This is a genomic window from Microbulbifer discodermiae, assembly GCF_040742695.1.
In the GTDB taxonomy this organism is placed as follows: Bacteria; Pseudomonadota; Gammaproteobacteria; order Pseudomonadales; family Cellvibrionaceae; genus Microbulbifer.
The window spans coordinates 104540-120140 of the sequence record NZ_JBFLAB010000005.1 but is presented as its reverse complement, the minus strand read 5'-3'; the positions used below and the strand labels follow the sequence as shown (position 1 = coordinate 120140).

The following is a 15601-nucleotide window of genomic DNA, read 5'->3' as shown; positions in this document are numbered from 1 at the left end:
ACTTCCACTATTCATTCTTATCTTCCAAAACAGCAATGACTAAACCATTAAATAAAATAGCACCACCTACAATAGCACATGAAGAAAAAAACCCTAGATTGCTTAATAAGCTCAATATAAGCCCTAAGCTCAACGTTACAACGATAAAAACTAGGCTACTCTTAAGATCTATAATTTTGCTCATTATTGACACCCACAAATTACTTGAAGCGTAGTGATAGCACCTCCTACAGCTGCTTGCGCTCCAACTGTATTCACAAACTTATTTGTCCTTCCAGCAGAAGCACGTATAGCTTCACTATTCTTTCCAGATGCTAATAACTGTTGATAGGTTTTTCGTCTGAAATTAGGAAACAAGCCTCCCCTCATCGTTACTTTTAATCCTTGACGGAAGCTAACTGCGGATGCAGAAGAAGGAGCGAGTTTCGAACCAATTTTTGCTATACCTGCGTAAGCTATTCTTCCAGCGCCAGCAGCCAGTGCTGCGTAGCCTCCATATCTGTATTCGGGTGAACAGTAATCAACGTCCTGTCCTAATGCCCGGTTTGCAACTCCGGCAAGTCCAAAACTTAGTCCATTTCCTAATCCAGCAACAAAATTCACAGTTGAGTGGTCTGGGCTCCATCCACCAGTAGCAAAGCCAATTGTTGCCCAAAGAGGATCAAGAGAAAAGAGCCCATAGGGATCAGTATAAATTAGTGGGTTGGCATAGGAATAAAGGTAGGTATTAGGCCCATCATAGATTCCCAACGGATCACTCTGCAGGTACCTACCGATCGTCGGATCATAGTCCCTAAAGTAATTGTAATAGTGCGGAGCTTCCTCTCCCTTGATCTGCCCCGGAAAACGCAGGTTGACCGTGGTCGGATTGGTATCGTTGTCCGGATCGGTATCCGGTGTCAACCGCCCGAAGGCATCGCTGTCCCAGCGCCAGACAATGGCTTCGCTGCTGTTGGTACCGATACGCGGAGTGTTGAGGTGATCGGTGTGCAGATAGGTTAGGTTGGCGCCCTGTACCTGGCCATTGTTGTATGTAACCTCGACCTGTGCGACCGGCATGGTGTCCAGGTAAATATAGTCAATCCGGCGCTGGGTGTCGGTGCCGTTGCCGGCGTATCTGGTCTCGCCCAAATACTGGCCGCTGAGGTTGTAGTGCAACAAACTGTCTTCAGCTTTGTCGGTGCGTACCCGCTGGCCGATGGCGTTGTAGTAATAGGTACCCTGAAGTGTGCTGTTTTCGGTATAGGTTTTGAGCCGGTTGGCGTGATTGTAGCTGTACTGCTGTTGTCCTCCGTCGATACTGGTGGTGTTGCCAGCGGCATCGGTTACCCAGGGCTGGGTATCCCTTTGGGTGAGGCGGTTGGAGCTGGCTTCGTGGCTGTAGGTTGTGGTGCTCAGGGTACCGCCGGTATCGGTGGCATCCTTTTGGGTGCGGTTGCCCACCGCATCGTACTGGTAGTCGCTCTGGCCGGCGATATAGCCTTCGCCGGTGAGGCGGTTCAGATTGTCGTAGACAAAGGCCCTGTCTTTATTGGTATCCAGGCTGTCGGCGATGCCGGTGATGTTGTTGGCCAAGTCATAGGTGTAGAAGTCGGAGCGGACATTGCCGATGCCACTGGCGGTGACGGTTTCCAGCCGGCCATCCAGGTCGTAGCTATAGCTCTGGGTGATGCCGTTGCCATAGTCCATGGAGGCTATGCCGCCATAGGGCTGGTACTGAATATTGCTGACCAGGGTCTGGACCGTGGCCTGGGCATTGTCCTGACTGGTTATGGCGCTGATACGGCCTAAGGTGTCGCGGCTGTAGCTGACAATACGGCCGGAGGGATAGGTGATGCTGGTGACACGACCCAATGTGTCATAACTGTACTGGGTGCTGAAGCTCCAGCTGGCGATGGTGTCGTCCTGCCGGGTGATACGGCCCAGGTCGTCATAAATCAGGGCGGTAGCGCCGGCGTCGTTGCTGAAGCCGGTCAGGCGGCCCACACCCTTGTTGTTGTTATCGGTATTGTCGTAACTAAAAGCCGCGTTCTCGGCGGTGCTGCCGGGATAGGTGATGGCGGTGAGGCGGTTGAGGGCATCGTAGCTGTAATTGGCCACGATACCGCGCGCGTCGGTGCGGGTGATGAGGTTGCCGGCCGGGTCGTGGTCGTAGCTGGTAATACCGGTATCGGGGCTGGTGAGTTTGGTGAGATTACCGAGGAAGTCGTACTCATAGCTGGTGGTGTTGCCACGCTGGTCGGTAACCGAGGTGATACGGTCGGCAGTGTCGTAGGTGTACTGGATCTGATTGGTGTCCGCGTCAGTGACAGTCTTGACCCGGCCCAGAGCATCCCGGGTCTCTCCGGTGGTGTTCTGGTTGCCGTCGGTGGTGGAGGTACGGTCGCCGTTCTTGTCGTAGGCGATGGAGGTGTTCTGGCCGTTGTTGCCATCCACATCAATCAGGCGGCTCAGCTCATCGTAGCTGCGGCTGACGGAGCGCACCAGGGTGGTGCCGTCGGCGGCAAACACTTTTTCCTGCAATACATTGCCGGCGGCGTCCAATGTGTATTCCATCCGCTCGCCCAGGGCATTCTCCACCGCGGTGAGACGGCGGGCGTCATCGTACTCGAAACTGATGTCGGAGCCGTCCGGGTAGGCGATATTGGTGACCTGGCCCACGGCGTCGTAGGTGTAGGTGGTGAGCTGATCGCCGGAAGCCGCTTTGACGGTGGCGGTTTTCAGCCAGCCGCGCGGGGTATAGGTGTAGTGGGTCTGCAGGCCGTTAACATCCTGTACTTTCAGGCGACGACCGGCGGCATCGTATTCGAGCACCGACTCCACCTGCCCCAGGGCATTGGTGGTGCTGATACGGCGGTTGTTGGCGTCATAGCCGTAGGTGGTGATGTCGGTGACATCGGTGCGCGGGCCGTTGGCGGTCTCCATCTTGCCCGCTGCGGTGTAGGTATAGGACCAGTTCTTTTGTGTGACGGCCGCGCTGGTGCCATGGGCCACCAGCAGGCTCAGCGCCCCCGCGAGCACGGATTGGGTAAAACGCATATGGATTCCTTGGAATTCTTGTTGTAATTAGTGAACGACCATTAGCGTGCAGCGATCACAAAAAGCCGCTAAATGTCTTGCTCTTAATCTCGGTGAAGAAATGCTCCCATTCTCCCCCCTTATTTTTAAAAAGGAGTTCACCCAAGCCGCCACCCGATGTCAATTACACGTCATTACAGCCACACACAAGGTGAGCTAAATCACGCCCCCAAGGTGACCCGCATCACACCTAGTGCTGCTCTCAAGCGCAATATCTGGTGATCGTGCTCGGATTAAAAGTAGCTTTCCTCTATTGCCTCTAAATTCCAGCCAAGGCACCCTGATTACGAGTCTCTTCATCCTCTGACAGCAATAGCACGGGATTGGCACTTTCGGTTGTGACGCCACCTCCCAGCAGAACGCCGAGCAGAGCCGCTGTGTCGTTGGATACCGTGAAATCGCCTTCCGCGAGCCCGTGCTTGCGAAGCTTGCGCCAGTTCCAGGCTTCCGCCGTGCCATCGGCGGCTTTGCTCACCAGACGCGCAGTGATCAAATCGAGCTTGCTACTTATATCTCGGAGTACGCCATTCAAGTGGTAAGCGGTGCCGCTAAAGTTCTTTTTCCGCACATCTTCCTGCAAGTGCTTGAGTTCGCCCGCAAATTTGTTCCAGCGATGGATCTCGTCCCCACCAAAGAGGGCCCGGAGGTTACTTTCGTTGTTTTTTAGCTGATTCGATAGGCTGTTGATGTAGTTACCTTTGGATAGTCTCAGAGAGCCGTCCTCGGCCACCTTGATCGCCTTGCCAAAAATGTTCATAAACGCGGCTTGCCGCAATGCGCCAAATTCCGGTGAATTCACGCCAAACAGTCGTTTAAAATCTTTCACCACCTGAGCACCCTGCTTGGTGCCACTACTGCCGAGAATTTTGCTGACGACTTCCTCGGGTGAGCTGCGGCCGTTGACCACATCATTTATGATACGCGTGCGCGCGGTGGGCTTGCCGTCCTTGTGGGTGCCCTTGATGATCTGCATATACTCCCGGTTGAGTTTGCGGGCCTCTTTCAGGGCAACCAGCTGCTCAGCATCGCCGAAGAATTTGCCACTCTCTACTGCGCTATCGAGCCAACTGTCATATTGGCGGCGCACTTGCCCTAACAGTGCCTGATCAGCTGAGCCCGGATCTGCTGAGCGTTCGGCAGCACTGATACGGCGGCGCAGGCTCTCGAAGTTGTCCAGGCTATCCATGCGGTTGCCAACCGGGGCCAATGCACCAGGCAGGTCCGAGGTGCGCTCTCCGCGCATTGCTTTGGTCAGCTCTTGAAAGAGTCCATAGGCTTTGGGGGTCTCCACCTCACTTGCCAGCTTGATCTTGCCGTTAAAGCCCTGATAGGCCGCATTCAGCCCCTCTTGCATTACATGGGGCTCAGCCATCATAGGACCTCGCTCTGCGGCGATCTCGTCCACGCGATTGTAAGCGTCGGTTTTGGCCTGCCTGGATGCCTGCACCTTGGATAGAATGCCCTCATGCAGCTGATTGCTCATGGCCGCCAGTGAGTTGCCGCCTTGGGTCGGGCCGAGGTTATCCATCTGGTTCTGTACCACCTTGCCGAGCTGACGTTCCCGCATATCGGTAAAATCATTTACAGCGCGTTCAGCTTCGGTGCCGTACTTGCCAGCGGCACCCTCATTCTGCATACGCCACAGGCTGAAATCGTTGGTCTCGATGCCCTGCTGTTCTGCACGGGTGCGCGGCACCCAATCGCGGGTGGCATGTTTTTGCTCAACAGCATTGATTAAACTGTCGCCAGAGAAGTCACCGCTTTTGTTCAGCTGTTCGGCAATCCGCTGGAGGTCCGCATCGCTCAAGTGTTCAGTATTTATGCCCAGCTGCTGCAACTCATTGTGCACCGTATCTGGGGTGGCCCTTTTCACTTTAATGAACCCCTTGCCCAATCCAACCCCTAGCACCTCCAGGGCAGCAGTCGGCACGGTGGTGGCCGCAGCGGCTATGGCGGGACTACCGGTTGCATCATAGGCGGCATCACCTAGCCCTTCTTCTACAGAGGCCAGCGCCTCACCAAAGGGCTCCAGTACACCAGCCACGGATTCCAGCTTGCCTCGACCCACCTCGGTGCGCGGCTGATAGGTGAGTGCATCCCGTGTCCATTGAACCGCTCTGGCACCATCTCCGGGGTCGCCAAAGGGATTCAAGGATGCAGCAATACCGGCCAGGCCGGACAACGGCTCTGCAGCTATAGAGGAGCCCAGGGTCGCGGCCACTTCGGCTTCACCAGCCAGATTGTCGAGCAACCACGCCGCCCTGCCCGGTTGTTGCCTTACCGTCGGGGCCGAAACTTCCAAGCCTATTTTGTTGGCAAAATCGTTGAACGCCATATCGGAGTAGTATGCTTGATGCAGCCTGTGGGCCAGCACCTCGTCACTCATATCCGCGTATTCCGGATACTGTTGGCGAATTTCTGTCAACGTCAAAGCCATCAGCGAATCCCCAGTGGGTCGGAGTTAGTGTTTCTAGTATCAGCCTGTGCCTCAAAGGCATCGCGCTGAATATCAGCACGGTCTATACCCAGCTTGGCCCGCACGATGCTATCAACCATTTCAATTTTGGCCCGACGTGCTTCTGGATGATCTTTTCGGGTGGGAAGCATTTCAATCAGCAACTCCTGATCCTTGTCAGTAAAGGTGCCTTCGCCAGACTCGCGGAATAGTGATTTCAAGATGGGCGCCATGGCCGAGATAGCGCCATCGGCAATCTGCGCTCCGGCGCTAAACGCTGGAAAGCGTCCGGCGATGGGGTTGGTGGTAGTGCCTTCGAGACCCTTTGACAGTCCATCCACAGCGGCCTGATAGGCGCTGAATGCAGTGCGATTGGTTTTAGCTAAGTCTTCCCTATTGGCTTGATTCCTGGCTTCTTCACCCGCTGTGACTTCCGCAGCCTTGGTGTTTGCCCTGTCTCTGAGGATTTGCTGCAGCTGTTCATCGCTGAGCATTTCAACGGGCTTTCCGCCGGCGGTATTGTAGAGCTGGTTGCCCATACGCTCGATGGTATCGCGGCGCAATGTCAGATACTTCTCCTGCTCTTCAGGCGGCAAGGCTTTCCAGTATTGATACTCTCGTACAGCTGCAGGCACCTCTACTTCGGCCGCCATGGCTTTCTGTTCTTGCATGACCTTTTGCAGGTTCAGATCACCGGCCCGCTGGCGGTTCCGGTCGGCGATTGCCTGCAGCTGGTCGAGACGGGCATTGTGCGCGGCAAACACCCGTGAAGGATCGCGTCCATGGTAACCGGCGCTCATGGCCGATAGCATTCGCCCAATACCGCCTAACTTGTCACCTTTCAACTTGGCGATGCGGTCCTCGGCCTCGATCGCTCGCTGATTGGAATCATCCATAGCCATCGCATAGGGGTCATTTGGATCTATCAGCGGTGACTGTTTCGCCCCAACAAAAAGTGAGTCCAGGGCGCCGCGTGGCTCCCCAATCGTTAATATTGGTCGCATAATTCAACCTGTTGATTGACCAGAAAAATGGTATTTGCTTGAATCCCCAAAAAAAGGGGGACTGTATGCGGGTAATAGCAATTCTTTTTTCGTTGGCAGTGGCTGGATGCGCTTCACAAGCTGACATTGATAGCTGGCAGGGCGCTACGTTCGGCGAGTTGGTCGCCAATTATGGGGCCCCGTCTGCCACAACAAATCTTAGTAATGGCGAGCGCCTTGTAGAGTTTTCCCACTATCGCAATGCCCCAGTCAGCTCTTATAACGATTCAGTTGGCACCCACGTCACCGGAGGTGGCACTTATCAATGCAAGCTTTGGTTCATCATTGGTAGTGATAATCGTGTCAAATCCGGCAAAGCAAAAGGAAATATCGGGGGCTGCAATCGGCTGATTGAAGCAAGGAATTAATAGAATTTTGAATAATCAACCAACAAATAAACACTAGCAGGTTGTTGAAAAAGGCATCCTGCCTGTTTCAAAACACGAAAAGCGAAAAATGTGATTTTCACTTTTCTACCAAAATCAACGACTTAGGCGTCATCGATTTTGCCGGAACATCCATATTCCGGTACCAGTCTGTCGAAATTCTGCGAATTTCAACAGCCTGCTAGGGTCCACACTCACTACTTGGAGAGCATTATGCGCATTTGTGGAATTCTGGCCTTTTTCCTGCTAACGGGATGTGCTTCACAAGCTAATATTAACAGTTGGCAGGGTGCCAGCCTTGACGATGTTGTGATGCGCTATGGTACACCCACTTCGACTTTCTCGCTCAGCGATGGTCGCAGAATGGTGGAGTATGAAAACACTTCACTTTGGAAGGGCACTTCATCAACTTGCAGTCGAAAATTTATCGTAGATACCACCGAGCGAGTCGTTAGAGCTTCAGAAAGTGGTCGTTGCAGCTCCACTAAAAGCAGCCGAAATTAACCGGAGGGGTTAAATGCCGTCCACATATCTCCGAAACCACTCATAAACCCACCCAGCGCCCCCAATGGTGAACCATTCTGGGCCTGGGTTGACTGGCTCAGCAGTATCGGATTACCGATTGCGCCCTGGTAGAGCTGGAGCTTTTGCCAAGGTGCCATCGCGACCTGCTGCATATAGTTCTGCATCGCATTCCCACCCTGCCCCATCGCGTTGATACCGCCATAACCAAAGTTAAAGGCATTGCCCATACTGTTGTTGTAAAGGTTGCCGGCTGTGCTCAAGCTGTTGCCAGCCACATTGGCGTTGAGGCTGTTGGTATTGAGCGCGGCATTCTGGTTGCCGGCTGCTTGGTTTGCCGCGACGTTCACCGCCTGGTTGTAGGCATTGGAGCGAATACCGGCGGCGACATCAGAGGCGCGATCATCCGCTCCCCGCTGTGCGATGGCCTCGGCAACTCCTCTGCGACTGGAACCAGCATTACCGCTACTCACGGCACTGGAGGCAATACCCGGCAACTGCTGTTCATTCAGACCACGATATATATCCCGGGTACTGGCGGTGATTTGCGAATCCAGCAGGTCGTTATCGATCAGTGAGTTCACGGTGTTCATATTCACACCGTTCTGCATAGGGGCGTTGAACCCCCCATTCCCCATCACCTGGCTCAAATAATCCTGCATGGCGTTGGCGGTATTCCCGAATCCACCAGCCATATCCGCCATCTGGTTGCCATATCCCTGGGCTGTATTGCCAAAACCCATCGCCGCCTGAATGTACTGCTGCATCTGAGGCGATAGATCCGCTACCGGCGACTGCCCGGAATTGTATAGTTGTTGAGCCTGGCCCCATATATCCTGCAGGTAGGGAAGCTGATCCCCATCCAGGAAAGTGTGGCTTTTACTCTCGCCATTGCCACCAAAAAGACTGTCCAGAAAACTCATAATGTCACCCTATGAAAAGAGACTCAGTATCCCCTTGACCAGTGGATCCTTTTTAAGAGAATCCTCAAACGATTTTCCAGCGTTGGAAAAATCAAATGTAGCCAGATCCCCCACCATGCGCATGGTATCGCCGGTATTGGTGCCGAGCTTCCCGTCCAACTTGTCCAGTGCTGGCGCCCAGCGTTGATGCGCGTCCTGCTCAAACACTTTGCCGTCGATTAGATCAAGTGCGTAGTCACTGGTTTTCTCGTCCCTGTAGCCATTCTTTTGGGCATGATTCTCGTTAATGGCAATGATTGCCGCCAATGCTGCCCAAGGCCCCATTGAAGCCATCCAGCTCGAGCCACTCCCGACTGAGCTTCCCGCCACAGATTCGCCACCCGCAAATTGCTGGTACATATTCCAGCCCTGCATCGGGTTTAGGCCACCGTTCTGTTGCCCGGACTGCTCCAGCAAAGGCAGTAGCTCCGCCTGCTCAACTTCCCAGTCAGGTAAATAGGGGTTGTAACTGTAATTGATCATAATCAGTCATTCCGACTTTCTAATGGCCTTCAGGCACCCGGTATTCCCATTGTCGCGATCGACTGGTGCACTGCTAGGCGATTGCACACATCGACAATACAGCTGGACACCAGGTCGCTGACTTCATTGGCGACCTGTATTTCGCCTCCGTCAGTCTGCAAGGTTTTAGTGGTCACATAGATTCGATCCATCTGATCGCCGGCCGCGTCGGCCTGCACGTTGTTTTGGTCGTCTATGACCGCAATGGTGCACTTTAGTACTGCTGTCGCGGGGGATTCGCTGTTGGCCATCTCGTTGGTTTGTGTCACTGAGGCCCGCAGGATGGTGCCGGCGGAGTGGCCATCATCGATCACATAGGCAAATTGCCAGGATTCCAGTCCGGGCACCGTATCCAAAGGGGAAAAGCTTGGCATGTCTGTTTCCTATGGCTTGTGCGGTTGGTTGTGGGTAATCACCCGGTGTTGGGGATCGATGCCAGCTGCATAGCTGATACCGCCCACACTGATCTTGTACACGGTGCGCAGACCTGCGCATTGGACATGGGTAACGGTTTCCCAGGTCAGTGGCTGGTCTTGGTGCAACACGCCCAGCAGGACACCTTTGGCATTCTGGGCTTCGTAGACGATGCCCTCCCGGTCGGTGACTGGAGTTTCCCGGCTGCAGATGACCCGGGCACCACTGCTGGTGGTAAGTTGAACACAGGGCACGGCATCCTGGGGTTTCACGGATTGAATAGCGCCCTGATGAATATCCGGCTGTCCAGTATCCCAGCAGCCGATCAGATCGTCCACGCTACAGTGGTCCGCTTTTAGGTCATCCCGCAACCACATGCCTGCAGCAACGCACCAGGGGTCCGGCGGTGTGGTGCTGCCGCCGCCATTAGCGGGTGTGGTGATAGTGCCCACCTGGCGACGCCAGGTGTGGGCGGCAAGCGTATGAAAGTTCCTGGTGGCTTTATAAGTGACGGCCCCACCTTTGGTGCCTGGGTCATCGCAGTAGACATAGTATTTCCGGCTGAACGACAACCCGCTAATACTGCCGGCGTTGTAACTGACCAGACCAAAATCAAACTGCACGTTATGGGCAGCAATATTAATTCTGGCGGTGCTGCCGGCATCGACGGCGGAAAGCGCGGAGCTGGTGGGCAGGCTGGCGATGCCGGACTGGATCAGCGGCAGATTGCGCTGGTCCTGAACTTCCACCACATCCACCTTGACGTAATCCACCAGCATACGGCCGCCGTTGCCCTGGTAGTTGTGCCAGATCATCGGCTGAAAAAATCGCACATCCTTCTGCAGCTTGGCGGGACTGCCGATATGGTTGCCACCGAGTGTATTGCTGTATTCCGCATTACCCGCTGCGTTGCCCTTAAAATAGGCCACAAAGGTTTTCCAGTACAGATGACTGGCGGCCACTTGGCTGTAGGCGGCGATATAATGCTGGCCGCTATAGCTGTCCAGCGAACCACTTTTGCCGCACAACCGTCCTTCGTAGTTGAAGCCGTTTAAACCAAGGTAAAACCGTCGGGAAGTGTCGCCAGTGCTGTAGTTGTAAATGCGAAATTCAATCCGATAGAGCTTATCCGGGTCGAACGGCACCCGCTGATCGAGCGGCGGGCAAATGCGTATCAACGCAGTGTTGGCGGAGTCGCTGCCTAATCTGGCTGCGCCACCGCCAACCTTAGAGCTGCCCGCATTGTATTGGGAGATAGACCCACCTGCGCCGGCCGAGTCTATCCACACATTCCTCCAATCACTGGTCGGTGAAAAATCCTCCAGAAATGTATTGCGCATAGAGCCGATCAGCTGTCGCTCACTTGCCGTGGCGCCCACAGTGGCACCGTCTTCCGGCTTGCCAGGACCGTAGACTTTCCCCCAATCCGCCAGGGAGCCGGCAATCTGGTCGATTTTGTTGAGCAGGATTTGTCGGCGGCTATAAACCTCCTGCCATTTTCCGTTCCAGGAGCTGCGACCAATACTCGTGGTGCTATTGGTTGCATTCCACGTTGGCGTCAGGCCCTGCAGATAGCTGGTGAGCGCAGAAATTGCACTGCTGTAATTGGCTTTTTCGGTTGATATGCCCAAAGTCTCGGCCTGGCTCTCAATACCGGATTGCTCTGCAATAATTTCATTGTATTCCCGATTCGCAGTTAGTTTCTCTGCAGGGTGAAGCTGGCCATCCGCAGCGATGTTATCGAGATCTTCGAGAGCCTCCTCGGCGTCAGTCTGGGCGGTAGCGGCTGCCTGTGCAGCGTTGTCAGCCCGCGTGCGCGCATCATCCGCATCACCTTGGGCATCCTTCGTCTCTTTCTCGACACGGGTGTACAAACGCTCGATGGACATGAATTCGCGGCGAATAAACTGCCAGAGTTCAGCCAGGGAACGCGGGACACCCGGCCCCGTCCTATAACTCATCGCCCATCCGCCGGCATTAAATCAAGATCCCAGCCGGTCAGCCGCCAGAAACCACCGCTCACAGACTCCACCTTGATGGCCAGATAACGCGCCTTTATACGAAAGTGCAGGTCCAGGCCGCTCGCAACGTCGAAGACCTTGGGGTTTTTCCAGCGCACTGGACCCGTGGCGGTCTTGGCGCCGCCCACTGTGATCTTCACCTGCCCTACACCACTAAACTGCGGAATAATGCGGCGCAGGCTTTTCAATCTACCCGCCGCTTGTGGCAATACTTGATCGAGATCGATACCCGAGCGCTCCAGGTACACCGATTGGGTGGCATCACCCGTCGCCAGAAAGTCCGTTTCCATGAGGTCCGTGTCAGTGAGGTAATACATCACCGGGAAATAGGAGGTGTCGGTCAGCTCGCCAAAGGTCAGGTTGAGGTCTGAAAAGGAGACACCCATCGCATCCAGATCATCAAACGTAATGACCTCGCCGGCTTTGGCCGCAAAGAATGCGCAATGTACTTTGGGCAGGTCGCAAAAGGTGAAGGTATCATCCAGCCAGTTGTACACCAGCGCCCGATTCGCCGGACCCTCGGCGTTGGTGCTGTAGATGGTCCAGATCTCTTTGGTTTTATGGTTGGTGACACAGCGTACGGACTCGCGTTGACCAAGCTCACCGTAAAAGGTCCGGTTGACGCGACGGTGCGCCATGGGCCTTATGGAAAGGCCGTCATGTACGAAAATCTCTGTGGCGCCCACCACAAAGTGCTGCCGGTCAAACGCCGCCACGGCATCGCGACAGAGTATCCCTTGATCGAAAATAGTTTCGAAGGAAAACACATACTCCCCACCCACCAGCTGCATCAAATAGGTGGCATCACGGCTGTAGACGATGTTGGCGGAGCCCATTGGAAGGCAGTCGACCAGCTTACTCGCCCCGGAATCAATCGGATTGGCGCCCGCCAGATTGGATGTATCGGCAACGTCCCACGTCTCAGGTACAGCGCCCGGCTCAGCCTCATCACTCCAGCGCACAGTATTGGGGTATTCCACTCCGCCCTCTATGACCCCCAACGCGATCAGAAAATTCTTATACGGCCGCACACAGTCGGCTCGCAGGTCCGAGGGCCAATTGGGCAGGTCGATAAACGCTATATCATTGGGGCCCTTGATCTGTGGTACATCCACGCCGTTGTTGAAAATAACGGACTCACCCCAGGTGGTGGAATGCCAATCACTTCCCGTATAACCCCCATCGGTAAAAGCGGCGCCTGTACGATCGACAAAGGATTCGTTCTCACGGAAGTAGAGCCGGCTTGCACTGGCATAGGCGAGCTGTGGGGTCTCATTGGCGATCCAACCGGTGCCCCATACCGGTACATCCGCCAGGGATTCAATAGAGACAGGAGCCGGCATGGTCTGCGCAGCGCCATTGGAAAAGCGCACGTTTTGCGCCTGGCTGAATTCGTTTATTTGCAATTCATAGGCAGGCGAGTCCGCATTGACGCCACGCTCGCCGAGTTGCCGCACTGGTATCAACGTCATTCGTCCGGATCCGCGTCACTCAAGCTGGCCTCGATCATGGCGTCAGCAATCGCTGTGCCAATCGATTCAGAGGTCACTTCGGAGGTCTTAATGATCCAACTCAGCGCCATGCTAGGCGGAATAGTGCTGACTTGGTGCTTGTGTTTCCCACTATCGGGAATCCCGTGTGCATGGGGCTTTCCGCCACCCTCGCTTCGAATGGTGAGGGTCTCGCCATCTTTGTCGGAAGGGTCATAGTCAGGACCGAAGTTCGAGCCCTCATTGCCAGGATAGGCGAGCACCCGTTGACCACCCGCGCCGTGGCCGTGTTCCGGTATCTCCTCGATGGTTAACGTATGTCCTTCAGTCTTCCCGTCGTGGTTGTGGTCACCTGCCTCGCTGGTGTCGGCAGTGGCACTACCGTAATTGCTGCCCTCTTCGTATGTGGTGTCCGCACCGATAACGGCCCGACCGCGCAGATCGGGCGTATCATTGGTACCATCCGCCAATTGCCAGCCTTCGGGAATGGGTGCGTAGCTGGTGAGCCAGGGCTTGATAGACCCCTTTTGCTCCAGATGAGGCAGGATCGCCACACCAAGAGCGGTACTGACGGCAGACACACCTGCCGGCAGGGCGTTGACCCTCTCCTCTGACAAGGTGACATTCTCGGTACCAGTGAAACCGCCAAAACTGCTTTTGAGCGCAGCTTTAATCATCCGCACATGGTCATCGGCCGTGCCGGCGGCGTCCCCTCGAACCGGGTTTGTCGCCACCAGTTCAGAAATGTTCGTAGCGTTTTCTAAAGCCATGGGCCGCTCTCAGTTTTTAGTAGGCCGCGCTCGATATGGACGCGGAACCGGAAATCTCTTCCGTACTGGCCGCGTCGTTGAGCATTTCGATAGCGTTGGCAAATTGTGATTCCCACAAACTTATCCGTTGATCGTTCTCAAGGAATGGCTCGGCAGCCACCAGAGCACCAAACAGGTAGGCGTCAGGCGCAACGCTTAACACTGCATTCGAGGTCTCGGTGGTGGACAACTCGAAACTCCGCCAATACGAAAGCATCCATCGATAATCCGCATCGGGAACCGGCCATACCTTCAGCGTATCGCCATAGCGAATAAAGCTGGTTGGCATGCCGACCTTGGCTGGTTTACTAAAGAACTGTACGTCCGTGAGCCTGGTTAGCGGTAAACCGTTGATGTAGAACCGCCTCGCCTGCCTGTAACCGACGGGAAGCGCCCACTCGTCACCATCAATCGCGAGGCGATCCGTCACAGCGATACTGGAGTTTTCGGCAATACGCAATTCGCGAAAGAGACGCGCTTCACCCAACCGGATAAAGTCGGGCACCCGCGTCAGGATCTCATCGTCATCACTGCGACTTATCCAGTCCGCAACGGCTTGCTGCAGTTCCCTATAGTTGGAAATCGCCATTTAGGCCCCCTGGAAGTATTTTTGGGACCATCCCCCCACAACACACTGGGGATATTCGCTATGGATGATCCGGTCAAATCTGCGTTGCATGGCCGGAGACATTTTCCCGTAGCTGGCCGCATCCATGTCCCTGCCGTGTTTCTTCCAGATTTCCATCTGCACAGTATTAGGGATACGAAAACGTGTGCGACGGTATTCGCCATCAACCGCACCTGCTTCAACCTGGTGCCGGCAGTTTTCCATCATGGTGCGAAAGGCGGCATCATCGTCCCGACGCACCTGATAGACCTTGCCATCCTCGACACGGAAGTCTTCTACGGTTCTAGTCATCATCCACCCAATAAAAAAGGCGCCCGGAGGCGCCCTGCTGCTGCGATTTATGAATTAAGCGGCTGGATCGATATGGTCGATCACAAACCACGTCTTATTGTTGAGGACATCGCCACAACCCTCCCATTTCCACATCATCGGCTGGGAGTGACCAGTGACCGCCAGAGTCTTCAGCTTGGCCGGCTGCAGGACGGCCACATCAGCGTACTCGGAATCGATTCCAAGAATGGTGGTACTGTCCATGAAGCGGCCCTTCACCACCGACAGGGAGCCGTGTGGCGTGTCGATAATGTCGATACAGTCCACAAGGCGCTTGTCCTCAATATCGCGGTTGCGGCCGGTCTGCTGAGCAAAGCCGGCAATAGCGTCCGCGTGCTCTGGATTGATCAACAGCGTATCCGGGTTGCCGCCGGAGTTGTACGCCACCAGTTGACCCTTCTTGATAGAAGCCTCTCCGTTGGCGGCTGTGAATTTGGTCGGTGTAGTACCGCCATCCCCGGAGTGATCCACACGGTTGTCCGCATGCACTTGACCAGCGAGGCCCGCCATACGTGCCGCCGTGCTGGAACCATCACCGGCCACTGCGGCCTGAGTGGGCATACCGGTCATGGCGTGCTCGCCATCGTTCTTGAGTTCCCGCAGCTTTACTGCTGACTGGTCGCGCAACTCGGATTTGCGGCCGTGCTTTTTAATCTCCTCCAGGGTATCGGAGATTTTGAAGGCCTTGTCCATCAGCTGCACGCGATTGGAGCGCGGCACAGTCGGGGTGTAGGTCTTGGTGGGGTTATCGTCACCTTCCACAACCGCATTGTCACCGGCCGCAGTCAGGTCGCGCTGCTGCCACTCGTGCAGTTTGCCGGTCGCCTTGGCTTTCTTGGCGATGTTCATATAGGGGGTGTCGATGGTTTTGGTATCAAAGATCGCGTCTTTGAAGTCCTCGGCATTGCCGACGGAATCATAAGTAGTCGTCATGGTAATTC

14 protein-coding genes are annotated in these 15601 nt (G+C 55.0%); 1 reads left to right on the top strand and 13 read right to left on the bottom strand.

The window, feature by feature from the left end; all coding sequences use genetic code 11:
- Window positions 1-7: 7 nt before the first annotated feature.
- From AB1S50_RS03300 to AB1S50_RS03285, 4 genes are all read right to left on the bottom strand, one after another.
- Complete coding sequence (locus AB1S50_RS03300) at window positions 8-184, bottom strand: hypothetical protein (protein ID WP_367148989.1); 177 nt, start codon at window positions 182-184, stop codon at window positions 8-10.
- Window positions 184-3039, bottom strand: coding sequence for an RHS repeat-associated core domain-containing protein (locus AB1S50_RS03295; RefSeq protein ID WP_367148988.1), 2856 nt, complete (start codon window positions 3037-3039; stop codon window positions 184-186). Before AB1S50_RS03295 ends, AB1S50_RS03300 begins: the two co-directional genes overlap by 1 nt.
- Before the next feature lie 298 nt (window positions 3040-3337).
- Window positions 3338-5515: a hypothetical protein gene (locus AB1S50_RS03290; protein WP_367148987.1), complete on the bottom strand. Its 2178-nt coding sequence runs from the start codon at window positions 5513-5515 to the stop codon at window positions 3338-3340.
- Window positions 5515-6537 (bottom strand): hypothetical protein, encoded by a 1023-nt coding sequence (locus tag AB1S50_RS03285; RefSeq protein ID WP_367148986.1) that lies wholly within the window; start codon window positions 6535-6537, stop codon window positions 5515-5517. Before AB1S50_RS03285 ends, AB1S50_RS03290 begins: the two co-directional genes overlap by 1 nt.
- A gap of 65 nt (window positions 6538-6602) precedes the next feature.
- On the opposite strand from AB1S50_RS03285, the gene AB1S50_RS03280 reads away from it, so the two are divergent.
- The gene (locus AB1S50_RS03280; protein WP_367148985.1) at window positions 6603-6944 is read left to right on the top strand and encodes a hypothetical protein; all 342 of its coding nucleotides are present in this window, start codon (window positions 6603-6605) and stop codon (window positions 6942-6944) included.
- A gap of 518 nt (window positions 6945-7462) precedes the next feature.
- On the opposite strand, the gene AB1S50_RS03275 is transcribed toward AB1S50_RS03280, so the two are convergent.
- The 9 genes from AB1S50_RS03275 to AB1S50_RS03235 all read right to left on the bottom strand — a co-directional run bounded on the left by AB1S50_RS03275 (window position 7463) and on the right by AB1S50_RS03235 (window position 15593).
- A complete protein-coding gene (locus AB1S50_RS03275; protein ID WP_367148984.1) occupies window positions 7463-8407 on the bottom strand; it encodes a hypothetical protein in 945 nt (314 codons plus the stop codon).
- Between the two features lie 9 nt (window positions 8408-8416).
- Window positions 8417-8929: a hypothetical protein gene (locus tag AB1S50_RS03270; RefSeq protein ID WP_367148982.1), complete on the bottom strand. Its 513-nt coding sequence runs from the start codon at window positions 8927-8929 to the stop codon at window positions 8417-8419.
- A 29-nt stretch (window positions 8930-8958) separates the two neighbouring features.
- On the bottom strand, window positions 8959-9342 hold the full coding sequence (locus AB1S50_RS03265; RefSeq protein WP_367148980.1) for a hypothetical protein: 384 nt from the start codon (window positions 9340-9342) through the stop codon (window positions 8959-8961).
- 9 nt (window positions 9343-9351) lie between these two features.
- Window positions 9352-11343: a hypothetical protein gene (locus AB1S50_RS03260; RefSeq protein WP_367148979.1), complete on the bottom strand. Its 1992-nt coding sequence runs from the start codon at window positions 11341-11343 to the stop codon at window positions 9352-9354.
- On the bottom strand, window positions 11340-12875 hold the full coding sequence (locus tag AB1S50_RS03255) for a hypothetical protein (protein WP_367148977.1): 1536 nt from the start codon (window positions 12873-12875) through the stop codon (window positions 11340-11342). The genes AB1S50_RS03260 and AB1S50_RS03255 overlap by 4 nt, the downstream gene beginning before the upstream one ends.
- Window positions 12872-13570 carry a hypothetical protein gene (locus AB1S50_RS03250; RefSeq protein WP_367148976.1) on the bottom strand — a complete coding sequence of 233 codons (699 nt, stop codon included), beginning with the start codon at window positions 13568-13570 and terminating at the stop codon, window positions 12872-12874. The genes AB1S50_RS03255 and AB1S50_RS03250 overlap by 4 nt, the downstream gene beginning before the upstream one ends.
- Before the next feature lie 109 nt (window positions 13571-13679).
- Entirely contained in the window at window positions 13680-14291 is a 612-nt protein-coding gene (locus AB1S50_RS03245; protein WP_367148975.1) for a phage adaptor protein, read from the bottom strand.
- A complete protein-coding gene (locus AB1S50_RS03240) occupies window positions 14292-14621 on the bottom strand; it encodes a hypothetical protein (RefSeq protein ID WP_367148973.1) in 330 nt (109 codons plus the stop codon).
- A gap of 54 nt (window positions 14622-14675) precedes the next feature.
- A complete protein-coding gene (locus AB1S50_RS03235) occupies window positions 14676-15593 on the bottom strand; it encodes an SU10 major capsid protein (RefSeq protein WP_367148971.1) in 918 nt (305 codons plus the stop codon).
- Between the last annotated feature and the right edge of the window lie 8 nt (window positions 15594-15601).